The organism is Flavobacterium sp. MR2016-29, from assembly GCF_015350695.1.
Lineage (GTDB): Bacteria > Bacteroidota > Bacteroidia > Flavobacteriales > Flavobacteriaceae > Flavobacterium.
The window spans coordinates 947,729-972,946 of the sequence record NZ_JADKPU010000001.1; the positions used below are offsets into that span (position 1 = coordinate 947,729).

Sequence of the window (25,218 nt, forward strand, 5' to 3'; positions counted from 1 at the left end):
TTACTTTTTACAAAAATCATTTTACGACAAAAAAATATCTACATATGAAAATAATCATCAAAAGCGCCAAAATTATCGACTCGAAAAGTCCGTTTCATAACCAGACCGTTGATCTTTTAATTGCAGATGGTTTAATAGAAAAAATAGGCGTTTCACTTCCAAACGATGACGCAGAAATTGTACGATTCGATGATCTTCACATTTCTCAAGGCTGGTTTGACAGCAGCGTTTCATTTGGAGAACCAGGTTACGAAGACCGGGAAACCATTGCAAACGGATTGAATGTTGCCTCAAAAAGTGGTTTTACAGCAGTTGCATTACAGCCAAATTCCTTCCCTGTTATTGACAATCAGTCTCAAGTAAATTTTGTAAAAAACAAAGCAAATGGTTTTGCCACAGAAATTTTTCCAATTGGTGCGCTAACCAAAGCCAGCGAAGGAAAAGATATGGCAGAGCTATACGATATGAAAAAAGCCGGAGCAATTGCTTTCGGTGATTATAATAAAAGTATTGACAATGCTAATCTGCTAAAAATAGCATTGCAATATGTTCAAGATTTTGATGGATTGATAATTGCTTATTCACAAGATCCAAACATAAAAGGAAATGGAGTTGCCAACGAAGGAATTGTTTCAACAAGATTAGGTCTAAAAGGAATTCCGAACTTAGCAGAAGAACTACAAATTTCAAGAAACTTATTCTTATTAGAATACACTGGCGGAAAACTTCATATCCCGACGATTTCTACAGCTAAATCAGTTGAATTGATTAGAGAGGCCAAAGCAAAAGGCTTAAACGTAACAGTAAGCGCCTCTGTACATCATTTGGTTTTAACGGATGAAAAATTGGAAGGCTTTGATACTCGATTTAAAGTAACACCGCCATTGCGAACTGAAGTTGACCGACAAGCTTTATTAAACGGAATTGCTGACGGAACTATTGATATGATTACTTCAGATCATAACCCAATTGATATTGAATTCAAGAAAATGGAATTTGATACCGCTAAAAACGGTACAATTGGTCTTGAAAGTGCTTTCAGCGCATTATTAACGGTTTTGCCACTAGAAACTGTCGTAGCTAAATTAACTTCGGGAAGAATTGTTTTTGGTCTTGAAAACAATATAATTGAAGAAGGCGCAAAAGCGAACTTCACATTTTTTACTCCGGATGGAAAATCAACTTTTACAAAAGAAAACATACTTTCAAAATCTAAAAACTCAGCTTTTTTAGGAACTGAAATAAAAGGTTCTGTTTACGGAATTTTAAATCAAAATCAACTTGTTATCTCTAAATAATTACAATGAATAATTCAATCGAAGAGGGAAAATCTATCGCAATTACCAGTTATATTTTAATAATTGGAGTACTGATTGCAATGTCGATGAACTCTGAAAATAAAAATAGTTTTGCTTCTTTTCATATTCGTCAGGCGCTAGGATTGTCTTTGACGTTTATTTCTTTTGGAGCTATAATCAGCAATTTTGACAGTTTTTTTATAACTTTTCCAATGTGGATTTGTATTTCAATTCTTTGGAATTATGGAATTTTTACTGCTATTCAAGGACAAACAAAGCCAATTCCGTTAGTTGGAGAATTATTCCAAAAATGGTTTAAAAAGATTGGCTAATCTTTTAAATTTCATTAAAAAATTCCAAATTCCAAATTCGGAAAATTCGGAAAATTCACAATTCACAATTCACAATTAAAAAATGAATCTATCTTTAGAATATAAAATACAAGACCCAAAAGTTATTTTAGATAAAAATCCTGTGTTGCTTTTATTACACGGATATGGCAGCAATGAGGCTGACTTGTTTTCGTTTGCAACAGAACTTCCTGATAATTATTATATTGTTTCAGCACGCGCACCTTATGATTTGCAATATGGCGCTTATGCTTGGTACGCGATCAATTTTGATGCTGATCAGAACAAATTTTCAGATAACGAACAAGCAAAAACTTCACGCGATTTAATTGCCACTTTCGTAGATGAATTAGTTGCAAATTATCCGATTGACGCTCATAATGTGACTTTAGTTGGCTTTAGCCAAGGTTCTATTTTGAGTTATTCTGTTGCACTTTCTTATCCTGAAAAAATTCAGAGAGTTGTGGCAATGAGCGGTTACTTTAATGAAGAAATTATCAAAGAAGGTTTTGAGAAAAACGATTTCAAAAACCTAAAAATATTCGCGTCACACGGAACTGTAGATCAAGTTATTCCAATTGACTGGGCAAGAAAAACGCCTGCTATTTTAGAAAAATTAAATATTCCAGTTACTTATAAAGAATATCCTGTGGGTCACGGCGTAGCGCCGCAAAATTTCTTTGATTTTAAGAATTGGCTGGCTTTGTAGTTCTCAATTTTCGGTATTCAGTCGCAGTTTTCAGTCAAACAAACTTTAAACTGCGACTGAAGACTGTAAACTATTTCCCCGTATAAATAATCTTCCCGTCTTTTTTCAGGACATATCCTTTCCAAGGAATTAACTCCCAATCGCCGTTAACCCACGAATCGCCTTCAGATTTTCTTTCTAAAATAATAGATTCTTTTTGAGTATCCAGAAAAAGTTCTGCTTTATTTCCTTCGAAAATTACGTATGATGCAGTAGTGTATGTTTTTCCGTCATCAAGGTGAGACAATTTTGTGCCTTCAAACACACGTATGCATTCTTTTTTAAGAGTTGACCAAGTATAGCCAGCAGATGCTTTACAACCGTGAGAATCGGCATCTGCTCCTACAACAGCTTCTTTTACTGGCTCTTTCGGAATTGTATTTACATTTTCTTGAGAAACTCTTTTGGCGCAGGAAAACGCGCTCACTATAATCAAAAACAAAAACATCTTTTTCATAATCCTATATATTTAATTTTAATCAAAAAAAAAATAGGATTAAAAAATCCTATTTTTGATATAACCAAGTTTGGTTAACTTCAAAAGTAATACTTTCATCATCATTAACAAAGTATTTTAACAAGACTTCTCCCCATAATTCACCATTGCTGTAATCTGCAATGATCCATCTGTGGTTTAAAATTTTTACTTTATTAATGATAAATTTACTAGCGCCAATTTTATCCTGACCCGTATAAGGATTTCCGTTTGGATTTGAATTTAGATCCAATAATTTTTCAGTTACAACCGGAATCAATTTTTCGTATAAAATGACTTTACCGCCAGAAGCACTGTTATCAAAATAATTTTGTGCATTTTCGTTATGTTCTAAAGAAAAATAATTGGCATCAGCTAATTGAGTTTTCACTAAATTGATGCTATCTCTCAGTTTCTTAGTCGTTTTATCATATCTTTCCTGTCCAAATTTCACTTCATTACTGTAAAACATATAGGTAAAAACATTCATTAATATCGCAAGGATAAAAAGATAAAGCATTAAGGATTTTTTCATTTTTGTGGTATAATTAAATTGTAATTTCCAAATTATCGTAAGCCAAGAAAACATTTTTAGGCAACTTCTTTTGCACCTCTTCATGAAAGCCCAAAACGTGGCTGATATGCGTTAAATAGGCTACTTTTGGCTTGACCAAATTTATAAAATCGAGGGCTTCCTGCAAATTAAAATGTGTATCATGCGGTTCTACGCGCAAAGCATTCACAACCAGAACCTTTAGGTTTTTTAATTTTTCAACTTCAGCTTCTTCAATTGTTTTTACATCTGTCAAATAAGCAAAATCATCTATTCTATAACCAAAAACCTGTAAATCGCCATGCATTACATTAATTGGAATAGCTTTTTTGTCGCCAACAGCAAAAGTTTTATTATTTTGAACCTCAATTGTTTTAACGCTTGGTGCGCCTGGATATTTGTTTACAGTTTCGAAAACATATTCAAAACGGCGCTTAAGATTATCAATTACACGCTGGTGCGCGTAAACTGGAATTTCACCTTGACGGAAATTAAACGGACGAATATCATCTAAACCTGCAGTGTGATCTGCATGTTCGTGAGTAAACAAAATAGCATCGAGATGCCTGCATCCGCATGAAAGCATTTGCTGTCTGAAATCAGGCCCACAATCGATTACATATGAGTGATCGTCCCACGTAATCCAGATGGAAACGCGGAGCCTTTTGTCCTTAGCATCAGTGCTTTTGCAAACAGGATGATCGATTCCGATAATCGGAATACCTTGGGAAGTACCAGTACCTAAAAAATATACCTTCAATTGAACTTATTTTTTTTACAAAAATAGGATTATTTCTCTTTCATTAGAAGCCTAATTTGCTAACTTTGTAACAAATCTATTTAAAATAAAATGGGTACAGAAATAAAACTCAAAGGTGACAAGGTCATCGAACAGATTCCTTCTATAAAAGACAAAGCGTTACGCATTAATTTAAACGAGAATATTTACGGAACATTTGCTGAAATTGGTGCTGGACAAGAAACAGTTAGGCATTTTTTTAGATCCGGAGGTTCATCGGGAACAATTGCAAAAGCAATGTCTGCCTATGACAAAGATTTTAGTGATGCCGTTTATGGCATCGAAGGCGACGGAAGATATGTTACCGAAAACCGACTAAAAAAGATGCTTACGTTTGAAGGTGAATTGATCGAAGAACGTTTAAGCCGAGAAAAACACCCTAATAAACTTTTCTTCAGCTACGCCAATACAGTAGCAACAATAGATTTTGCCAAACAATTTAAAGGTCACGGCTGGGTCGGAATTAGATACCAAATAGAACCTGACGAAGCTTATAACGAAATTATTCTACACATTCGTTTTAAAGAAACTGACGCAAGACTTCAACAAGAAACACTAGGAATTTTAGGTGTAAACTTAATTTACGGTGCCTTTTACAAATACAACGATCCAAAACGATTACTTCGTTATTTATACGATCACTTAGATAAAGACCAACTCGAAATCGATACTATTAACTTCTCAGGACCACGTTTTGCTGATGTTGATAATCGTTTAATGAGTTTGCAATTGGTTAAAAACGGAATGACAGATGCCGTAATGTTTAACCCTGACGGGAAAAATGTTCTGCCTGCAGCTGTTTTGTACAAAAAAAATCTTCTTGCTTTTAGAGGAAGTTTCCGCCCGGTTACGAATGTAAATCTTGATATGTACGAGAAATCTTTAAAGATGTTTCTCGAAGAAAATAAAGTAGAAAAAGACAATACTCTAGTCGTTTTTGAAATTACACTTTCGAATTTACGTTCAGATGGTGAGATTGACGAACGCGATTTTATGGACAGAGCTGAATTACTTTGTTCTTTAGGTCAAACTGTAATGATTTCGAATTTTCAGGAATATTATAAAGTGGTTGAATATTTTTCTAATTATACTAAAGCCAGAATGGGATTGGCAATGGGAGTAAATAATTTAGTTGATATTTTTGACGAGAAATACTACCGTCATTTAAGTGGTGGAATTCTAGAAGCTTTTGGAAAATTATTCTACAGAGATATGAAAGTATTTTTATATCCGATGTTGGGCGATAATGGCGAAGTTATTACATCAGCTAATTTGAAAGTACATCCGAGAATGAAGGAATTGTATAAATTCTTTAAGTTCAACGGAAAAGTAGTTGACATTGTAGATTACAACCCTAATATATTAAACGTATTCTCTCGTGAAGTACTAAAAATGATCAGTCAGGGAAAAACAGGCTGGGAACCAATGCTTCCGTCTGGGGTTGCGGAAATCATAAAAGAACATCATCTTTTTGGATATCATCCGCAAAAGGAATTGGAACAAAACGCATAAAAAAAGTCCCAATTAAGGGACTTTTTTTTGTTTCAAGTTTTTTTTTGTTTCAGGTTTCACGTTCTGAACTTAATAACAAATTAACCGCAAAGCACGCTAAGTTTTTGTGACATACTAAGTTTATAAAACACAAAGTTCGCAAAGCTTTGTGTTGATTTAGCTTTGCGAACTTTGTGTTTTATAAACGCCATGGATAAAAAAAACTTGGCGTACTTTGCGGTAAAATCTACTCAGCTCGTAACCTGACACCTGAAACAAAAATTTTATTTCAAAATCTGAGCTGCGTGTTCTTTAGTTTTTACTTGCGAGATTACTTCATCAATGATTCCGTTTTCATCGATTACGAAAGTAGTTCTGTGAATTCCATCGTATTCTTTTCCCATGAATTTCTTTGGTCCCCAAACACCAAATGCATTGATTACCGATTTATCTTCATCTGCCAATAATGGAAAAGGAAATTCGTATTTATCTTTAAACTTTAATTGTGCTTTCTGGCTGTCGGCACTCACGCCTAAAAGTTCATAATTATTCTCTTTAAAACGCTCAAAATTGTCTCTTAAGTCACAAGCTTCTGCAGTACAGCCTGGTGTACTTGCTTTTGGATAAAAGAAAACAACTAGTTTCTTTCCGGCATAATCTGCCAGTTTATGCGTTTTTCCGTCTTGGTCTACTCCTGAAAAATTTGGTGCTTTATCACCTTTTTGTAATGTTGTCATTTTTATTTAGATTGTTAGATTGTTAGGTTGTTAGACTTCTTAGACTTCTTAGACTTCTTAGACTTCTTAGACTTCTTAGAATTCTTAGATTTCTTAGATTATTAGATTTACGATTACGCATAAAAGTATAGTTTAATTACAATTGACATTTCACATTTCACACTTCACATTTCACATTTCACAATTGACAATTACCATTGCCCCAGATTGTAGTGAAAACCCCGAAATTGTGACAGCTTTACATTTTTTGTATTTAAAAAGCGACCAGCGGAAGCTCTTTTTAATACTTAAAAATGTTGCTGTTGCAATGAGGAGTTGAAACGAAAAGCTGGATTAGGCACATCATTAAAATTATACTATTTTTACGGGATTAAAAATACGGAAATGAATAAAGAAGCTCGCGTACAATTTGTTATAAATACGTTAAAAGAACTCTATCCTACTATACCTGTACCACTTGATCATAAAGATCCTTACACATTATTAATTGCTGTTCTGCTTTCTGCGCAATGCACAGATGTACGTGTGAATCAAATTACGCCTCTTTTATTTGCAAAAGCAGATAATCCGTATGATATGGTAAAAATGTCGGTTAAAGAAATTAAGGAAATCATTCGTCCGTGTGGTTTGTCTCCAATGAAATCTAAAGGAATTCATGGTTTATCAGAAATTTTAATCGAAAAATATAATGGTGAAGTACCTCAGAGTTTTGAAGCTCTTGAATCTTTGCCAGCTGTTGGACACAAAACCGCGAGCGTTGTCATGTCTCAAGCTTTTGGGGTTCCTGCTTTTCCAGTAGATACTCACATTCACAGATTAATGTACAGATGGAATTTATCAAACGGAAAAAATGTAGTGCAGACCGAAAAAGATGCTAAACGATTATTTCCAAGAGAAATTTGGAACGATCTACATTTACAAATTATTTGGTACGGACGTGAATATTCGCCTGCAAGAGGCTGGAGTTTAGACAAAGATATTATTACGAGAACAATCGGGAAAAAATCTGTTATAGAAGAAGCTGCTAAAAAGAAAATCTAGCAGCTTCTATATATTTCTTACATACCTCCTTTTAAGGCATTGTATTCATTTTTCATATCGAGCGATCTATAAATACCTAAGAGCGATTTTATAGCGTCTTCATTTTTGGGTTCGATGGTCAGTGCCTGTTTCAAAATTGGAATAGCACTTTTTAAGACTTCATTTTTTTTAGCATCCAATATATCATATTCCTTCATTTCTTTAGGGCTGTTTCCAAGCATTGCCATTTGATCAACCAAAGCTTTTTTCATTTGTATTTTCACATAAGCAAGATTAATGTAACAGTCAATACAATTTTGATTTAGTTGCAGTGCCTCATTATAATATTTTTCTGCATTTGCAAAATCATTTCGCTCTAGATATGAAAAAGCTAAGTTTCCTAAAATTTCTGGTTTTTTTGAAGGCGGAGATACAGTTCTGGGCTTCTCATAGAGACCTGCTTTTACATTTGACTCTCTGGCACTTACAGACATAAAAGATTCTTCTACTTTTGTTTTTTTGTTTGTGGCATAATACACAACTCCTTTACCAGAATAATTTATTTTTTTAAGTTCCTCATAATATTTAATTGCAGCGACATAGTCTTTTCCTGTTAAGGAAGCAGTTGCAGCATTAAACAAGTTTAGAGTGTCTTTTTTATCAAACAAGTATACTTCATAACTCTTATCTGCGCTTTCTTTAAATTTTCCGCCTTGATAATCATTATAAGCTCCATCAACCAATTTAGATTTCATTTCTTTTAAAGCTAAATTTGCTTTCACAGCGTATCTGTAAATACGGGAATCATTTTCATATAAGAGTACATCTTGAAATGAACTGATTGCAGTAGTAAAATTAGCTGCAGCATCTATATTTTTAGAAGCTAAGTCTTTATAAACATTTCCTTTTAAGAAAAAGTAATCTGTTTTTACATCATCTGGTGCGTTTAGAATCTGATATTCTATTTTCTTTAAAATGGCAGCTGCCTCTTGAGATTTTCCTTTATCGTAGTTAGACTGCGCCTCTTTTATTTCATCTTTTTGAGCAAATGCTCCGATAGTAATCAATAGCAGGATTGATAATATCTTAATTTTCTTTTTCATTTTATCAGTTAGGTTTGGTTGTTAAATGATTTGATGGTTATTTGGGAGGGACTTGCAGAAGATTTAAAGTCTAGAATTAATTAATTCTTTTTTTAAAGAAAAACTTACAGTAAAATCAGCTTATTTCTTTCCTTTAAAAGAATTTGCAAAATCCACTCTTTTATGCCTTTGATCTTATTTTTTAGATTAAGACAGACAACAAACGAAACAAAATAAATAGGGGTAGTTTTTCTCCATAAATCATTTAGTTATTTAGTTAAACATCAATTTTATAAAAATTATTAATATTCTACAAATCGAATGAATTTTAATAAATAAAACTCTTATTCTTCGATTTAACTGAATAAACAATTACTTTTTAACTAAAATAAAATTAATTATTGAATAACAAAATAAAATATAGTCAAAACATGAAATTTTAACAATATCTAGCGGAAAACTGCCCAAAATCCTTATAAAAAAGATATTTTAATGCAGAAGAAAAAACTTACTTTAAAGTTAGTGAATAAAAAAACTCACTATTCATATTAAAATACGAATAGTGAGTTTTTTAAACCAAAACGACCATTTGGTTTTCTTTAGAAAACATCCGACCAATAGCAGCGGGGTGTTTTAATTAGCTATAATTTCAAAACTTTTATCTTCAATTTTCACAATTGTTAATGCTTGTGAATAATTTAATAAAAAAGAAACGACTTCTTTTTTAGGTTTTAAGTTCTTAGAAGCTAATGCTTTTTTAGAGTAAATTTTCGCCATACTGTAAATAAGTTATATTTAGTATAACGAGCTAATACTCAAAATAGTATTAATTGGTTAAAATAATTTGATGTTTATCAATTATTTTTCTCAAATTCATTAATGCATAACGCATTCTTCCTAATGCTGTATTGATGCTAACGTCTGTTAGTTCAGATATTTCCTTGAAACTCATGTCTTGATACATACGCATTACCAATACTTCTTTTTGATCTTCTGGAAGTTCTTCGATTAGCTTTTTTAAGTCAATCTCTACCTGATCTACGATCATTTTGCCTTCAATTGTCAACGAATCGTCAGACATTATAGAGAAAATCGAAAACTCTTCGGTTTCTCTGTACATTGGCATTTTTTTGGTTTTACGGAAGTGATCTACAATTAAATTGTGAGAAATACGCATAACCCAAGGCAAGAATTTGCCTTCTTCGTTATATGAATTACTTTTTAAGGTTTTAATCACCTTAATGAAAGTGTCTTGAAAAATATCGTTTGAAATATCTCTATCAGCAATCTTTGAATATATGAATCCATATATTTTAGACTCGTGCCTTTTAATTAATGTCGAAAGCGCTGTTTCATTGCCATCGATGTAATTTTTTACTAATAGAGCGTCTGGAATATGCAGATCAGCCATAATACTACTTTTTTAGGTTCTATAATTTGGAGTAATTTTTCTAAAAAGTAATTTTATTGTATAGGCGTATCTTTTTTTGAGTATGTTAATATTGTGACCAAATTTAACAAATTATTATTTTAAAAAGCAAATAAAATCGACATTAATTAACAATAAAATCTAAAAATTTGTAAGCAAAACTTAAATTTCATCGATTAAGTGCGTTAAAACATCAAATAAATAAAATATTTTTAGATGCAAAAAAAAGACATAAATAACTTACAATTAAACAATTAAGTCATTTATATCTTCTTTTTCACGTCTTTTTTATTGATACACTCGAACGTAATCTACAAAGTATTTTTGAGGCAAAATTTTATCATCTACTTCTGGGCCTCCAAAATTTCCTCCAATAGCTAAATTCACAATAATATAAAATGGCTTATTAAAAGGCCAGGTATCTTCATTTTTTACTGGCGGATTAAATGTATATGCCAATGTTTTATCAACATAAAAGTCTATTTTATCTTTTGTCCACTCGATTGCATATACATGATATCCTTCTTCAATATCAGGAAATGATGTTCTTTTTGTATTGATTGTATTGCCGTGACTGTCTTGTGTATGCAGTGTCGTGTAGACCATGTGAGGATCTCTGCCAATATATTCTAAAATATCTATTTCACCTGTTTTAGGCCAATATACTTCATCAATATTTGCACCTAACATCCAGAATGCCGGCCACAATCCATGGCCAATTGGCAATTTAGCCCGAGCTTCGATTCGGCCATACAGGAACTCTTTTTTGCCTTTTGTGGTAATTTTGGTCGATGTGTATTTATTTCCGTCTTTTTTGGCTTCTATAACTAAATTTCCATCTTTAAATTCGTGATTTTCTTTAGTATAAATTTGTCTTTCATTATTTCCGAAACCGCAAAGATCAGGACAGCCATCTCCAACTTCAAAATTCCAATCCTTCTCATTTAATTCTTTTTTATTGAAATTTTCTTCCCAGACTAATTTCCTTTTCACTTTTTGTGCGAAACAAAAACTGCTTATCAATAGTAGTATAATTACTTTTTTCATTGTCTTCTTAAATTACATAAAAACAAGAAGGCCAGCCTAAATCTGACCTTCTCATTTCATTCTTACTAATTAATTTATAATCTATTGATATACTCTGACATAATCAATCTCCATTGAAGACTGTGTAAAAGCTGCATCAATATTGCCACCAAAAGTACCTCCCATAGCCACGTTCAAAATCAAAAAGAAGTCACTATTAAAAGGCAAAGAACCGTCATTAGGAACTGAGTGAATCAGATCTTCATCGACATATATTTTTACTGAAGCTGGACTCCAAATCGTTTTATAAACATGAAATTCTGTTGAAACATTCGGAATCGTTTTAGAACCTGTATTTGCATTTCCTGCTGAATGTCCAGGATAATGAAGAGTTCCGTGAATCAAATTTTGGCTGTTTCCTACGTGTTCCATAATATCTATTTCACCGCACGCTGGCCACGCTTTTGTTGCATAATTTTGTCCCAGCATCCATATTGCAGGCCAAGTTCCTGCACCAATCGGCAATTTGGCACGAACCTCAACTTTTCCGTAAGTAAAGGCAAATTTAGCATCTGTTTTTAATCGTGCTGAAGAGTAATCTGCACCTCCAGAAGCTTCTTTTTTAGCTGTAATTTTTAGATTTCCGCCTTGTACAATTACATTCGTCGCGGCGTTGGTGTAATTTTGTTTTTCACTATTTCCCCAGCCATTATCTCCTCTGCCTAAATCATAACTCCATTTTGTGGCGTCAGGCGCTCCATCTGTATTAAACTCATCTGACCAAACTAACTTACTGTAATCCGTTACTGGATTTTGAGTTGGTTTTGTAGTCGTAAAAATATGATACCACGCTAATGCTGGATTTCCTCCCATAACAGCTCTAACCACCATTCTATTGGCTGTAATTGACAAGATTTCATATGAACTCTGTCCAATATAATACCCCATAAAGCCACCATCAGAGAAATTCATAGTTGTTCCTCTTGTTTGTGTCGTATGATCTGGATTTGCCATTACAACTGATTCTGAAGGACTTAATGAAACTGATTTTTTACCAGCCGTATTGTATGTCAAACAAGCATCAGAACCTGAATTTCCTCCTCCTACGCTTTCAAAAGCAGCGTTAAAGAAAGTTGCTCCGCCATTATTTAGTTCAAATTTAAGCTGATCTCCATCTAGAGAGAAAGTCAATACGTTTTCGTATAAACAGCTGCTTGACGGCGACCCCGCTTTTTCAAAAGCACCAGCCGAATAATAATTTGGATAATAATTTTTAGTAGCGTCATTATCATTTTGCCCCACTCCTAAATGTCCTGGCTCAGATGCAGACCAATACCATTTTTTAGATGTTCCGCCGGTTAAAAATGCAACTGCTTCAGCATCACTAAAGTTACTAACTACCTCAACATCGATTGTTGTATTGGTTGCAACACCGCCTTTTCCGGTTGCAATTACGGTTACTGTATACTTGTTAAGTCCTGTTTTGGTAAAACGTTTTGTAAATACACCGCTTGGAGCATTTTCTGAAGTACCATCAGTAAATACATATTTGTATGAAATGGCATCATCTGCTGCTGCTGTAAATTTTACCATTCCTGATCCGTCTCCATTTGGAGCAGTGGCAGTTTTTCCAACAATCTCGGCAGTCACTTTAAGATTGGTTGGCGAATTTATATCGCCGAATGCAAAATCATCTTTCTGACAGCTTACTGTCAAAAGAATAGTCAGCATCATTACTATATTTAGAATTATTTTCTTATTCATGATTTCGAATTTTTAGTTGGATTGTTTAATGTCATCAAAATAGTAGGTTTTCCCTGTGCCGTTAACTCCAAAGTCAAAAAACACAACTACTCTCTGAAACTGATTGGCCGTTGTGGCTCCATCAAAATCAAATGTGAGCTCTTCCCAGCCATTTGCAACTGTCGAGGTGGCATCTACTTCTTTATTAATAGAACTGTCTGCAAAATTTTCAAGTTTTAGCTTGACTACAATTCCGGCTTGAGGCGACCACACTTTTAATTTTAATTTTTTGAAAGAAGAAAAATTAAGCGGCGCTGCCAATTCAATAAAAGATCCAGCCCAAACTTCAGAACCATTTCCTTTTGTTAAGGCACCTACTTTTGCTGAAGTATTAATTCCTGTTTTATCTGGATTATCAGCTAATACAGAATTTGCTCCTCCAAAACTTGTAAACTTATATACCAAAGTAGAAGATTCAAAAGTCAATGGTAATTTTACCGTTTCTACACCAGAAGTCAATTGAATATCATCAAAATAATAATCAGCTCCAGTTCCATTCGTTCCAAAATCAAAGAAAACCACTAATCTTTGGTAATTTTTCGCATTATCTACTGCAGAGAAATCAAAAGTCAAATCTTCCCAGCCGTTTGCAACTGTATTAGTTACATCTACTTCTGTATTAATGTCTGGATTTGTTAAGTTCTCTAATTTCATTTTTACAACAATTCCCGCTTTTGGTGACCAAGTTTTGATTTTGATTTTTTTCAAAGTTGAAAAATCAATCGGAACTCCCAATTCTATAAATGATCCAGCCCAAACTTCAGAACCAGTATTTTTGGTTAATTTAGCCACTTTTGCGCTCGGATTATTTTCTCCAACACTCGGATTATTTGCTACAACTGTATTAGCTCCGCCAAAATTGGTAAAAGCATAATTAAGTGTAGGAGACTCAAAATCTACCGGCAATAATACAGGATTAGAGATCGTAATAGATTCTTCGTAAGTTGTTTTAGCTGCCCCGCCACTCAAAGCAATAACTTTTACTTTATAAGTTCCCACGTTTGCATACGTATGTTTTATCGTTTCCCCCTCCATAAAATTAACTGGAGTTTCATTGGCAGTTTCTCCAAAGAAAACCTGAAAATACGTTTCAAAATTTGCTTTCGCAGTAACGGTTGCTGAAAAATTATCACCCAAAACATGTGCTAATGTTGCCTGCAGATTTGTTGGTGCTAAAAACGAAACCATTACATCCTGAGTTGTTTCAGTTGTTTTTCCGTTAATTCCCATCGCAATAATTTTAGACTTGTAAACACCTTCTTTATAAGTGTGTGTCGTAGTGCCGCCTGGTGAAAAATAATCTGATTCTGGAGATCCGTCTCCGTAATTTATTTTGTATTGCGTAACGCCTTCGCCTTTAGGTAAAAAAGTAACCTTACCTGAATTATCTTGTGTTATCGTTGTCAAAGCAGATACGTTGGCCGGTGCACTTACACCGCCTAAATCTATATTGCCGCTTTCTTCGCTTGCACAACCTAAAAAGAGTATCAAGACGAAAAGACTTATAATAAAATGTATTTTTTTCATAATAGTGTTTTTTTAATATCCAGGGTTTTGTTGCCAGTTTCCGTTTGCGAATTGAATTTCTTCAATTGGAAGCGGAAATAATTCGTTTTTATTAGCTGTAAAACCCGCTATTTTTCCAACTGCTTTTCCAGTTCTTACTAAATCAAAGAAACGGTGTCCTTCTCCAAAAAGTTCTACTCTTCTTTCTGCCCAAATAAAATCAGTCAATGCTGCTCCAGAAGCTGAAATATCATGGTTATTGTCGCCAAAAGCACGTCTTCTGACTGCATTTAAATAGGTTTTAGCTTTTGCATCGTCTATTGCTCCACGATTGTAAGCTTCTGCTGCCATAAGTAAGACATCAGCATAACGAATTGCTCTGTAATTGTTTGGATTTGTTAAGTTTAAATCTCCAGCTGCACTTGCACTTCTTTTTCTAGGAAGGTATTTTCTATTGAAGAAACCAGTGTCTTCATTTCCTTTTCCGTAGCTCACGCCTTTTCCTCCATCAAATGAAGAATTGGCTGTCGCCCAAGCTGCAATATCTAATATAGCAACATCTTTACGCTTGTCTCCTACTTCAAACGCATTTACACCTTCCTGAGTTGGAATATTAAAACTAAATCCAGAAGAAAATAACGGACCTGAATAATTTCTTATACCGCTAAAACCAACTGCAACGTTCCCTTCAGAACATTGAAGACATCCAAAACCAGCTCCTTCTACATCTGTATACTGTACTTCAAAAACAGATTCGGGACCGTTTTCTCCATCTAACTCAAACATGGCGTTATAGTCTGCCTGAAGCGAATATTTACCAGAAGTAATTACACCGTCTAGAGCAGTTGCAGCCTGCGTAAATTTATTTTGATACAAATAAGCTTTTCCTAATAAAGCCAAAGCTGCACCTTTAGTTGCTCTTCCTTTTTGAGATGCTGTTGGAGATAAATTAGCTGCAGCAAAAATTAAATCAGCTTCAATAGAAGCATACACTTCTGCGACTGAAGAACGTGCTATCGTTTTTTCATCTCCAATTTTAAATCTAGCATCTCCTTTCATCGGGATTCCACCAAACCATTTCACTAACTCAAACTGGTAATATGCTCTCAGAAAACGTGTTTCTGCAATTAGCTGGTTTTTTCCCTCAAAATCGGTTTTATCTTTAAACTCAAGAATATAATTAGCTCTTTGAACGCCTGCAAACATCCAATTCCAGATATCTCTTAAATTGCTGTTTACAGGAGTGTGAATCATGTCGTCTATTTGCTGAAAACCAATAACATCTGTTGGACTTTCTCCTCCTGCCAATGTATTGTCTGATGCAATTTCGCCCAGCAAAACATTTACGTAAGAAGATTGAAGCAAATCGTAAGCAGCAATTAATGCCTGATCATAATCGGCTTTTGAATTGAAATAATTTTCAGAATCTATCGAATATTCTGGCGTAGGATCTACAAAATCATCTGAACAAGAAATACTTATTGTCGAGAACAGAATGATTGTTATAATGGTTGTAAATAAATATTTTTTCATTTTAATTGAAATTAAAAATTAATGTTTAAGCCCAATAAATAAGTTCTTGGAACAGGATAAAACCCATAATCGATTCCGCCTCCAATTGGGTTACCGTTTGAAGCGCCTGGATCAAAACCTTTATATTTTGTAAAAGTGTAAAGATTGTTTACACCTGTATAAAAGCGAACTTTTGTCATACCGGCTTTTTGAGCAACTTGAGAATTCAAACTATACCCTAATTGAATATTTTGAATTCTGAAGTAAGAAGCATCTTCGACAAAATAATCAGAGAAAACATTATTTGCTGTAGCGCCAGTTGTTACTCTAGGAGTTGTATTAGTTGATCCTTCTCCTGTCCATCTGTCTAAAACATAATTTAAACGATTGGCGTCAGATAATGTTCTTTCGTAGTTGCGTACCATATCATTGCCAACTGAAGCAAATGTGTAAACAGCAAAATCTAAATTTTTATAATTTAGCTGCATATTGAAACCCATTGTTGCATTTGGAATTGGATCTCCAATATTGGTTCTGTCTTTTGCATCTAAAACACCGTCACCATTATTATCTACATAACGAATATCACCTGGTGCGGCATTTGCTCCTAAAGCAATTTGAGAAGGATGTGCATCGACTTCGGCTTGATTCTGAAAAATTCCATCGGTTTTATATCCGTAAAAATATCCCATTGGTTTTCCTATTTCCATACGTGCCGGAGCTGGCTGTCCTACTCCAAAAGCACCGCTTTCTATAAATCCTGTTCCGTTGTTTACTTCTAAAACTTCATTTTTAAGGAAAGTAACATTGTATCCTACACTCATTGTAAAATTATCTGAGAATCTTTCTTTGTAATCAATCGCAAATTCAACACCTGAATTTCGAACGCTTCCTGCATTTAAAGTTGGAGAGCTTGCACCCGGTGCGCCTGTTCCATTAATTCCTGATACCGGAATATTCTGAATTAATAAATCACTTCTTGTATCAATAAAATAATCTGTAACGATAGAAACTTTATCATTAAAAAGTCTTAAGTCTAAACCAACATCAAATTTCTTTGCTTCTTCCCATTTTAAATCCGGATTTGGCACTTGTCCAGTTGCAGTTCCGTTTACTAAAGTACCGTCAAAAACATAAGTTGCTTCTCCGGTTAAAAGTCCTAGATAACCGTAATTCGGAATTTGGTCATTTCCTAAAGTTCCGTAGCTGGCTCTTAATTTTAAAAAGTTGATTGTTTTTGATTCTCCAAAGAAACCTTCATCTGAAACTACCCAGCCTCCTGTGAAAGATGGAAAATAACCCACTTTGTTTCCAGGACCGAATTTCGTAGAAGAATCACGGCGAATCATAGCTGATAATAAATACTTTCCTTTATAATCATATTGCAGTCTTCCAAAATAAGAAAGCCTCCTTTGATCGTAAACATAAGCGCTATTATTTAAAGCTTCGGATATTCCTTTTGTTAATGAAATATCTGCAAATTGCCAAGAATTATTTGGAACATCATAACCGGTTGCAAAAAGTCCATTGCCCCATTCTTTAAAAATAGTAGTTCCAAGTGTTCCTACAATATTATGGTTTTCGGCAATTTTTACGGTATAAGTTCCAAAAAGGTCAAATGAATAATTATTATCATTTACAGCTCCCTGTGTTACAGAACTTCTTTGAACATCAAAAACTTTTCCGCCATAGCTTATTTGCTGTGCAAATGTTTTAGATTCGCTGTTCGAAGTATTAAAACCAATTGCACTAGAAAGTACAAATCCTTTAAAGAGTTTGTAATCTAAACCAAAATTTCCGTTGATTTTTTTGTAATTGTAATCGTTATAAGTATTAGCAATCTGAGCTAACGGATTAATGATTTCTGTTCCTAAACCTGTTGTGCTTGGCACTAAAGTAAAATTACCATTTTGATCGTAAGGACTCAAAGTTGAGGGTACATTCAATGCGTTAAATAAAACAGATCCTAGTCCGTTTTCGTTTAACATATTTCTTGTAAAATACGTATAAATGACATTTGTCTTAAGTTTTAATTTATCTGTTAAATCAGCTCCAAGACTAATCCTTGCGGTATTTCTTAAAAAGCCAGATTTATCGCCACCTACAATACCTTCTTGATCTAAGTGTGAACCACTGATAGCATAAGTAACTTTGTCTGAACCTCCAGAAACGGATAAATCATAATTAATAATCGGAACACCTGTACCAAAAACTTCATCCTGCCAATTGGTTCCTTTTCCTAAACCTGAAACATTTGGATAAGGAAGTGCTTTGCCGCCGTTTGCATAACTTTCATTTAATAATAAAGCATATTCTGTAGCATTGAGAGTTGGTAAAGTTCTAGATGTTTCCTGAAAACCTGTATAAGTATTAAAAGAGAATTTTGTTTTAGAGTTTTTCTTTCCTGTTTTAGTGGTTACTAAAATGATTCCGTTTGCTCCAATTGTTCCGTAAATTGCGGCTTGAGCATCTTTTAGAACAGTTAAGGTTTCAATATCACTCGGATTAATTAAATTTAAATCTCCTACATATCCATCAATAATGGTAGTTGGCCTATTTTCACCATTTGTGGCTATCCCACGAATACGTATATCTAAAGGTGCGCCAGGCGCTCCAGATTGTGTAGTAACATTAACTCCAGACATTGTTCCTTGCAACGCCTGCTCTATTCTTGCTGGTTTCAAGATGTCGAGAGTTTTGCTGTCAAGTGTAGAAACAGCTCCGGTTACTTCTCTTTTCTTTTGAGTACCGTAACCAATAACCACAACCTCGTCTAATGATTTAGCATCATCACCGAGTCTTACTGTTATTTTTGTTCCTGAGACCACAACTTCCTGTGTCTTAAAACCAATGAAACTGAAAACAAGTGTCGTTCCTTTTGGGATTCCTAATAATTTAAACGATCCGTCAAAATCTGTAGATGTGCCTTGCGACGAATTTTTAACTTTTACATTTACTCCAGGCAATGAGAGTCCTGTAGAGGCTTCAAGTACCGTTCCGTTAACATCAAAATTCTGCGAAAACGCAAAAGATGTAAACAGCATTAGTACAATTAGTAATAATTTAGATTTCATAATTAGTTAGTTTTTATTGAAAGATAAAATTATCTGATAAGCTTAGGAATACCATAAATTTAACCTCAACAAAAAACATACATGACAAAAAAAATATCTCTAAATTGAATATATCACAAAAAACATCCTTATTTAACTATATTTAAGAATTGAGAATGTATTCAAAAAAGCAGTATAAAAACAGTGCAATTTCTAAATGTTGAGGTAATGTATAGTTTTTTCGAGCTGATTTTTTGATTCCTATACAGCGAGAATATATTCAACTAAACCGATTTCGTGCTGTAAATCCATTTTTTTACGCAAACGATATCTTTTTATTTCAACACTTCGCACTGAAATATTAAATAAAGGCGCAATTTCTTTTGAAGAAAGATTTAATCGCAGGTAAGCACAGAGACGAAGATCATTTGGCGTCAATAACGGATGAAGCTGTTTAATTCTTTTCAAGAAATCTTTATCAGCGTTATCAAACGCTTCTTTAAATACGTTCCACGAATCTTCTTCTGTAATATTTTTATTGATTGTACTAATCACTGATTTAATATTACTGCTGTCGTTTTGAGTCGTTTTCTTTAAATCTTCTTTAATAAAAGCCAGAAGTTCATTTTTGCTGTTCAAACTCATTGTAGAAACGGCGAGTTCTCGATTTTTGGTATCTACATCCTGCGAAAGCTGTTCGTTTCTCAATTTCATTAATTGCTGTTCATTTTCGAGTTCTTTAATTTCTAAAAGAAGGTTGTTCTCTTCAATTAATTTCTCTTTTTGCTTATGATAATAATTTCTATAGGCTTTGTTTATAAAATAGGCCATTATAACAATTAGCATAAAATAAATAAAATAAGCTAAATTGGTCAAATACCAAGGCTTTAAAACTACAAAAGTATACGCAGCTGTATTTTCAAGAATTGTATTGGCATATTTAGCTCTTACTTTAAAAGTATATTTTCCTGGAGATAAATTTTTAAAGTTAACTGTCGCTTTTGTGCTCCACTCACTCCAGTCATTCTGAAATCCTTCTAATAAATATTGATATTCAGAATTGATGTATTTATTATATTCTGGAACCGTATAATTTAAAGTGATGTTATTTTCATTCGAACTAAAGCTTCCTTCATTTCCAAGAGCTACATTTTTGAGGGTTTCATTTTGTTTGTTGATTGTAATATCAGTAATAAATACAGTATAATTTTTAAAGCTTAAATCCTCAATATTTAAAGTATAATAACCGTCTGTTGTACCAATTAAATAAGTAGACTTTGAAATTTGCGTAATATTTTCAAAACCGAGCATTGAGTTGGTTAACGAAGACGGAATCGGAATCACGTTTTGTTTTAATTGATTACTGAGTTTGCTCGCAGAGAAATAATGAATGTAATTTTTAGAAAAAAGCCAAATTTTATTCGAATTATCGACGATCAATTTTCCAGATGTGTATTCGTCTTTTTCGAAAATAGAACTTAATAGATTATCTTTTTCAAAAAGTTTATTTTTTGAATTTAATTTAAAAATACCTCCTTTAAATGCATAGTAAATAGCATTATTGAATTTTGTTAAACTTGCGTTTTTTCCTTTTTGAGGCGATTTGTAAGTATAAAACCCTTTAGTTTTCAACAAAGATTTGTCTAACTTTAATCGAAAAATACCTTTATACTCGTGACTTACATACAGCTCAAAATTATTTGTGATTTCAAAATAACGTGACGAATAATCAAAGCCTTCGATTTTATTTCTAAAAACCCATTGATTATTTACTTTTTCTAAAACCGAAATTCCATAATAATTTCCTTGAAGCAATTGGTTTTTAGTATTCGGAACAACTTCAAACTTCCAAGTTCCTGAAGATGAAAATATATTTTTAGCCGAATCATTAGAAATTATAAAAGTCCCTGAATCATGGCCGCAAAAAAGCGTATTGTCGTATACAAAAAGTGACCAAACCTGCCCTTTCGTTCCGTTTATGAATTTAAATTCTGAATTGCTTTGCATATTTTTACAGAACAAACCTTGATTTGTACCCACGTAAAGCAAACCGTTAAAACTTGCAGAAGCATACACCGTTCCTAAAACACCAGAATCATCTGTAAAACTATGAACAGGAGACTGAATGTTGATGCAATTTATACCGTTATCAAGACCAGCCCATAAATTCTGATCTTTATCCTCAAAAAGCGATAATGCCGTATTATTGCTCAAACCTTTACTTTGCGAAATATGATATTTTAGCTTTCCTGTATTTGATAAAATAAAAATTCCGTTAGAAACCGTTCCCAATGCAAAACTTCCATCCTGCAATAATTGACTACTATACACAAAACTCGATTTTAATTCTGCATCAACATCGGTAGAAAAACGCGTTAATGTATTCCCAGTCAATTTATAAATTCCGTCTAATTGTGTTTGAATCAGCAAACCATCATCTGTAGTAAAAACATTCACAATCGTAAACTTTTTCAGAATCGGATTATCTGAAACTAATTTTGATTTACCGCTTTCAATTTCAAAAAGCCCATCATTTATAGTCTGAAAATAAATAGCGTTTTTAGCAGAAAAAGATTTGATGACGCCATTTTTAGGTGCAATTATTTTAAATTTTCCAGTTTTAGTGTCGTAAATATAAATTCGGTTTAAGGATTGAAACAAAATCCATTGATCGTATTTCAGGATATTCCAAAATTGCTCATCATCTAAAATTTTGTCCTTAATGGTATTACTGAGCGAAGTATATTTTAATTTTCCATTGCGCTGTCTCGTCCAATAACCGAAATCCATATAACAGCCTGTGTAGATTTTATTTCCAATTACTTTTACAGAGCGAATAATTGTTTCATTGGGTGCTGGATATAATTGCCAATTTGTTCCGTTAAATTCTAAAAGTCCTTCATTATTAGCAAAATATAAGTAATTCTGATCGTCTTGTGAGATCATCCAACTCTGATTTCCAGCGCCATAAATTGACGAAGAGTATTTAATAATTGGTGGGAACTCCTGCGAAAACAGGATAAAGCTCATTAAAAGAAATAAAGTAGAAAGTTTAGTTTTCAAAATTTGGTCAGAATATTAAAATAGTATTAAAGCAGTTCTAAAATAGGATATTTTATAGTAAAACAATTCATTGAACATAAAATATATTTTAACACATAGAAACATAAATTAGATATTGGGAAAAATGCGTTCCTTTTAATTAAAATGAACGGTGACTCTTAAAGTTTTTATATACAGATTTAAAAAGATTAAGCTGATGAACGCAGATTATTATATTAAATTTAAATCTGCCCAAATGTGCAGAAACTGCGAGAAACAAATTATTGATTTATATCTGTTTAATTTAACTTATAATGAATGACACTAAATGATTTAGTTAAAATTTGGAACAATGTCCTTAACAAAATTCAATTCAAAATTGATTACTTTTGTAAAAATTGACTTTTTGTATGCAGATTGATCTTTCTACACTCGACCCAAAACATAATATTATAATTAAAGGAGCACAAGTACATAATTTAAAAAATGTAGATGTTGCTATTCCGCGAAATAAACTTGTTGTCATTACAGGTCTTTCAGGATCAGGTAAATCCAGTTTGGCATTTGACACTTTATACGCCGAAGGACAGCGCCGCTATGTTGAAAGTTTATCATCATACGCACGGCAGTTTTTGGGGCGCTTAGACAAACCAAAAGTCGAATACATAAAAGGTATTGCGCCTGCGATTGCGATCGAACAAAAGGTTAATACAACTAATGCGCGTTCAACCGTTGGTACTTCAACTGAAATCTACGATTATATAAAACTTTTGTTTGCCAGAATTGGGCGCACATATTCGCCTATTTCAGGGCAGGAAGTCAAAAAAAATACAGTGACCGATGTTGTTGCTGATGTAAAATCATTAGAATTAGACAGCAAATGGTTATTGCTTTCTCCTATTCATTTAGAGGAAGGAAGGCAATTAGAAGACAAACTAAAAGTACTTCTACAACAAGGTTTTGCCCGTATTTTAGTCGATAACGAAATGGTTCGTTTAGATGAATTTACACCGACGGATCTTCATAAATTAGACAATAAAGACATCCTCTTAATCATTGACAGAATTGTAGTTAAAGATGAAGAAGAATTCTACAACCGTCTGGCAGATGCGGTACAAACTGCTTTTTTTGAAGGAAAAGGAATCTGTTATCTGCAGGAATTAGGTTCAAATAAAAGATTCACCTATTCGAATAATTTTGAATTAGACGGCATTACTTTTCTAGAACCAAATGTTCATTTGTTCAGTTTTAATAATCCATACGGTGCTTGTCCGGTTTGCGAAGGATACGGAAATATTATTGGCATTGACGCAGATTTAGTAGTTCCAAATACTTCTTTATCTGTTTTTGAAAGTGCGATTTATCCTTGGCGAGGTGACAGCATGAGCTGGTACAAAGATGAATTGGTTAAACATGCTTATAAATTTGATTTCCCAATTCATAAACCTTATTTTGAACTTTCAGAAGATCAAAAGGATTTAATTTGGAAAGGAAACAAATATTTTCAAGGTTTAAATGGCTTCTTTAAGGAATTAGAAGAAAAAAATTATAAGATTCAAAATCGTGTAATGTTATCACGCTACAGAGGCAAAACAAAATGTTATGCATGTCGCGGGAAACGTTTGCGTGAAGAGGCTTCTTATGTAAAAATAAATGGCAAAACGGTCTCAGATTTAGTTGATTTGCCAATTAAACATTTGGTAACTTTTTTCAAAAATATCGAATTGAATGTTTACGAACAGCAAATTGCAAAACGATTAATGGTCGAAATCAACAATCGTTTATCCTTTTTGACAGAAGTTGGCTTAGATTATCTGACTTTAAACAGAAATTCGGCAACACTTTCTGGTGGAGAATCACAGCGTATTAATCTGGCTACTTCGTTAGGAAGCAGTTTAGTTGGTTCAATGTACATTTTAGATGAGCCAAGTATTGGTCTGCACCCAAAAGATTCTGAAAGATTGATCAAAGTTTTGCTTTCGCTTCGTGACTTAGGAAATACCGTTATTGTAGTTGAACACGACGAAGACATCATGAAAGCGGCGGATATGATTATTGATATTGGTCCAGAAGCAGGAACTTTCGGAGGAAATTTAGTCGCTCAGGGAACATACGATGAAATCTTAAAATCTGAATCGCTTACGGCTAAATATTTAAACGGAGATTTAGAAATTTCAGTTCCGAAGAAAAGACGAAAATTTAAAAATCATATTGATATTATTGGCGCAAGAGAAAATAACTTAAAAAATATAGATGTTACTTTTCCGCTAGATGTTCTTACGGTTATTACAGGTGTTTCAGGAAGTGGAAAAAGTACCCTGATAAAGAAGATTTTATTTCCTGCGATGCAAAAGAAGTTGGAAAATGCTTCTGAAAAAGCAGGACAATTTAGTGAAATAAAAGGTTCTTTTTCGCAGATCAAACATATTGAATATGTAGATCAAAATCCTATCGGGAGAAGTTCTCGATCGAATCCGGTAACCTATATTAAAGCGTATGATGATATTCGTGAATTGTATGCAAAAGAAAAATTATCGAAAATAAGAGGATATCAGGCAAAACATTTTTCATTTAACGTAGATGGAGGCCGATGTGAAACTTGTAAAGGAGAAGGCTCTATAAACGTTGAGATGGTCTTTATGGCTGATGTTTCGTTGCCGTGCGAAACTTGTGGAGGAAAACGCTTTAAAAAAGAAATTCTAGAAATTAATTTTGATGATAAAAACATCAACGATATTCTGACAATGACTATTGATGATGCGATTGCCTTTTTCGAAAAAAACAAACAGAGCAAGATAACGCAAAAGTTACAGCCTTTGCAGGATGTTGGTTTAGGATATGTTCAGTTAGGACAATCTTCTTCTACTCTTTCCGGCGGTGAGGCACAGCGTATTAAACTTGCTTCATTTTTAGTAAAAGGTGCCACAAAAGATAAAGCATTATTTGTTTTTGATGAACCAACAACTGGTCTTCATTTTCATGACATCAAAAAACTATTAGCTTCGTTTGATGCCTTAATCGAAAAAGGTCATTCAATAATTGTAATAGAACATAACCTCGATTTGATAAAATGTGCTGACTGGATTATTGATCTTGGCCCTGAAGGAGGTGAAAATGGCGGGCATTTATTAGCAGAGGGAACTCCGGAAGATATTGTAAAAGTAAAAAAATCAGTTACGGGAGTTTACCTAAAAGATAAATTGTAATTTTTTTTAAATAAAGCAGCCATAAATTACTTTATCTTAAAAGTAATTTATGGCTGTTTCTTTTTTTCATTTGGTTTGATTTGATTCT

At 33.4% G+C, this 25,218-nt stretch carries 19 protein-coding genes; 6 read left to right on the top strand and 13 right to left on the bottom strand.

From position 1 onward, the window contains the following. The first annotated feature begins 44 nt into the window (after window positions 1-44). From IR010_RS04315 to IR010_RS04325, 3 genes are all read left to right on the top strand, one after another. Entirely contained in the window at window positions 45-1,298 is a 1,254-nt protein-coding gene (locus IR010_RS04315) for a dihydroorotase (protein WP_194601899.1), read from the top strand. A 5-nt stretch (window positions 1,299-1,303) separates the two neighbouring features. After that, a complete protein-coding gene (locus IR010_RS04320; RefSeq protein ID WP_194601902.1) occupies window positions 1,304-1,630 on the top strand; it encodes a hypothetical protein in 327 nt (108 codons plus the stop codon). Window positions 1,631-1,712: 82 nt separating this feature from the next. After that, complete coding sequence (locus IR010_RS04325; RefSeq protein WP_194601905.1) at window positions 1,713-2,357, top strand: alpha/beta hydrolase; 645 nt, start codon at window positions 1,713-1,715, stop codon at window positions 2,355-2,357. A 70-nt stretch (window positions 2,358-2,427) separates the two neighbouring features. Here IR010_RS04325 and IR010_RS04330 read toward each other — a convergent pair whose 3' ends face one another. From IR010_RS04330 to IR010_RS04340, 3 genes are read right to left on the bottom strand one after another with little or no spacing between them, the layout of a single operon-like run. After that, window positions 2,428-2,853, bottom strand: a complete 426-nt coding sequence (locus tag IR010_RS04330; protein ID WP_228515084.1) for a hypothetical protein — start codon at window positions 2,851-2,853, stop codon at window positions 2,428-2,430. Window positions 2,854-2,902: 49 nt separating this feature from the next. Then, on the bottom strand, window positions 2,903-3,406 hold the full coding sequence (locus IR010_RS04335) for a hypothetical protein (RefSeq protein ID WP_029269101.1): 504 nt from the start codon (window positions 3,404-3,406) through the stop codon (window positions 2,903-2,905). A 13-nt stretch (window positions 3,407-3,419) separates the two neighbouring features. After that, on the bottom strand, window positions 3,420-4,184 hold the full coding sequence (locus IR010_RS04340; RefSeq protein WP_194566946.1) for an MBL fold metallo-hydrolase: 765 nt from the start codon (window positions 4,182-4,184) through the stop codon (window positions 3,420-3,422). Window positions 4,185-4,274: 90 nt separating this feature from the next. Here IR010_RS04340 and IR010_RS04345 point away from each other — a divergent pair, with 90 nt between their 5' ends. After that, window positions 4,275-5,735 carry a nicotinate-nucleotide adenylyltransferase gene (locus IR010_RS04345; protein WP_029269097.1) on the top strand — a complete coding sequence of 487 codons (1,461 nt, stop codon included), beginning with the start codon at window positions 4,275-4,277 and terminating at the stop codon, window positions 5,733-5,735. Window positions 5,736-5,998: 263 nt separating this feature from the next. On the opposite strand, the gene bcp is transcribed toward IR010_RS04345, so the two are convergent. Next, window positions 5,999-6,451 (bottom strand): thioredoxin-dependent thiol peroxidase, encoded by a 453-nt coding sequence (bcp, locus tag IR010_RS04350; RefSeq protein ID WP_194566947.1) that lies wholly within the window; start codon window positions 6,449-6,451, stop codon window positions 5,999-6,001. A 384-nt stretch (window positions 6,452-6,835) separates the two neighbouring features. Here bcp and IR010_RS04355 point away from each other — a divergent pair, with 384 nt between their 5' ends. Further along, window positions 6,836-7,492: an endonuclease III domain-containing protein gene (locus IR010_RS04355; RefSeq protein WP_194601909.1), complete on the top strand. Its 657-nt coding sequence runs from the start codon at window positions 6,836-6,838 to the stop codon at window positions 7,490-7,492. A gap of 17 nt (window positions 7,493-7,509) precedes the next feature. Here the strand turns inward: IR010_RS04355 and IR010_RS04360 are convergent, their stop codons facing one another. The 9 genes from IR010_RS04360 to IR010_RS04400 form a co-directional block, all read right to left on the bottom strand. Continuing rightward, entirely contained in the window at window positions 7,510-8,574 is a 1,065-nt protein-coding gene (locus tag IR010_RS04360; protein ID WP_029269091.1) for a tetratricopeptide repeat protein, read from the bottom strand. Between the two features lie 612 nt (window positions 8,575-9,186). Continuing rightward, window positions 9,187-9,330 carry a hypothetical protein gene (locus IR010_RS04365; RefSeq protein WP_194566948.1) on the bottom strand — a complete coding sequence of 48 codons (144 nt, stop codon included), beginning with the start codon at window positions 9,328-9,330 and terminating at the stop codon, window positions 9,187-9,189. 49 nt (window positions 9,331-9,379) lie between these two features. Then, window positions 9,380-9,964, bottom strand: coding sequence for an RNA polymerase sigma factor (locus tag IR010_RS04370; protein WP_029269090.1), 585 nt, complete (start codon window positions 9,962-9,964; stop codon window positions 9,380-9,382). A gap of 306 nt (window positions 9,965-10,270) precedes the next feature. After that, window positions 10,271-11,029 carry a family 16 glycosylhydrolase gene (locus tag IR010_RS04375; protein ID WP_194566949.1) on the bottom strand — a complete coding sequence of 253 codons (759 nt, stop codon included), beginning with the start codon at window positions 11,027-11,029 and terminating at the stop codon, window positions 10,271-10,273. A gap of 81 nt (window positions 11,030-11,110) precedes the next feature. Then, the gene (locus IR010_RS04380) at window positions 11,111-12,772 is read right to left on the bottom strand and encodes a family 16 glycosylhydrolase (protein ID WP_029269086.1); all 1,662 of its coding nucleotides are present in this window, start codon (window positions 12,770-12,772) and stop codon (window positions 11,111-11,113) included. 12 nt (window positions 12,773-12,784) lie between these two features. Then, complete coding sequence (locus tag IR010_RS04385) at window positions 12,785-14,338, bottom strand: hypothetical protein (protein ID WP_194601912.1); 1,554 nt, start codon at window positions 14,336-14,338, stop codon at window positions 12,785-12,787. A gap of 12 nt (window positions 14,339-14,350) precedes the next feature. Further along, a complete protein-coding gene (locus IR010_RS04390) occupies window positions 14,351-15,850 on the bottom strand; it encodes a RagB/SusD family nutrient uptake outer membrane protein (protein WP_194566952.1) in 1,500 nt (499 codons plus the stop codon). Window positions 15,851-15,861: 11 nt separating this feature from the next. Next, window positions 15,862-18,903 carry a SusC/RagA family TonB-linked outer membrane protein gene (locus IR010_RS04395; RefSeq protein ID WP_194601915.1) on the bottom strand — a complete coding sequence of 1,014 codons (3,042 nt, stop codon included), beginning with the start codon at window positions 18,901-18,903 and terminating at the stop codon, window positions 15,862-15,864. 240 nt (window positions 18,904-19,143) lie between these two features. Next, complete coding sequence (locus IR010_RS04400; protein WP_317174425.1) at window positions 19,144-21,945, bottom strand: triple tyrosine motif-containing protein; 2,802 nt, start codon at window positions 21,943-21,945, stop codon at window positions 19,144-19,146. A 389-nt stretch (window positions 21,946-22,334) separates the two neighbouring features. Here IR010_RS04400 and uvrA point away from each other — a divergent pair, with 389 nt between their 5' ends. Beyond that, window positions 22,335-25,130 (top strand): excinuclease ABC subunit UvrA, encoded by a 2,796-nt coding sequence (gene uvrA / locus IR010_RS04405; protein ID WP_194566954.1) that lies wholly within the window; start codon window positions 22,335-22,337, stop codon window positions 25,128-25,130. The last annotated feature ends 88 nt before the right edge of the window (window positions 25,131-25,218 follow it).

Bases quoted from the DNA above. Each gene is read 5' to 3' on its own strand.
- IR010_RS04380 (WP_029269086.1), bottom strand. From the start codon at position 12,772: ATGAATAAGAAAATAATTCTAAATATAGTAATGATGCTGACTATTCTT.
- IR010_RS04325 (WP_194601905.1), top strand. From the start codon at position 1,713: ATGAATCTATCTTTAGAATATAAAATACAAGACCCAAAAGTTATTTTA.
- IR010_RS04365 (WP_194566948.1), bottom strand. From the start codon at position 9,330: ATGGCGAAAATTTACTCTAAAAAAGCATTAGCTTCTAAGAACTTAAAA.
- bcp (WP_194566947.1), bottom strand. From the start codon at position 6,451: ATGACAACATTACAAAAAGGTGATAAAGCACCAAATTTTTCAGGAGTA.
- IR010_RS04395 (WP_194601915.1), bottom strand. From the start codon at position 18,903: ATGAAATCTAAATTATTACTAATTGTACTAATGCTGTTTACATCTTTT.
- uvrA (WP_194566954.1), top strand. From the start codon at position 22,335: ATGCAGATTGATCTTTCTACACTCGACCCAAAACATAATATTATAATT.
- IR010_RS04385 (WP_194601912.1), bottom strand. From the start codon at position 14,338: ATGAAAAAAATACATTTTATTATAAGTCTTTTCGTCTTGATACTCTTT.
- IR010_RS04375 (WP_194566949.1), bottom strand. From the start codon at position 11,029: ATGAAAAAAGTAATTATACTACTATTGATAAGCAGTTTTTGTTTCGCA.
- IR010_RS04345 (WP_029269097.1), top strand. From the start codon at position 4,275: ATGGGTACAGAAATAAAACTCAAAGGTGACAAGGTCATCGAACAGATT.
- IR010_RS04335 (WP_029269101.1), bottom strand. From the start codon at position 3,406: ATGAAAAAATCCTTAATGCTTTATCTTTTTATCCTTGCGATATTAATG.
- IR010_RS04320 (WP_194601902.1), top strand. From the start codon at position 1,304: ATGAATAATTCAATCGAAGAGGGAAAATCTATCGCAATTACCAGTTAT.
- IR010_RS04370 (WP_029269090.1), bottom strand. From the start codon at position 9,964: ATGGCTGATCTGCATATTCCAGACGCTCTATTAGTAAAAAATTACATC.
- IR010_RS04330 (WP_228515084.1), bottom strand. From the start codon at position 2,853: ATGAAAAAGATGTTTTTGTTTTTGATTATAGTGAGCGCGTTTTCCTGC.
- IR010_RS04315 (WP_194601899.1), top strand. From the start codon at position 45: ATGAAAATAATCATCAAAAGCGCCAAAATTATCGACTCGAAAAGTCCG.
- IR010_RS04360 (WP_029269091.1), bottom strand. From the start codon at position 8,574: ATGAAAAAGAAAATTAAGATATTATCAATCCTGCTATTGATTACTATC.
- IR010_RS04355 (WP_194601909.1), top strand. From the start codon at position 6,836: ATGAATAAAGAAGCTCGCGTACAATTTGTTATAAATACGTTAAAAGAA.
- IR010_RS04390 (WP_194566952.1), bottom strand. From the start codon at position 15,850: ATGAAAAAATATTTATTTACAACCATTATAACAATCATTCTGTTCTCG.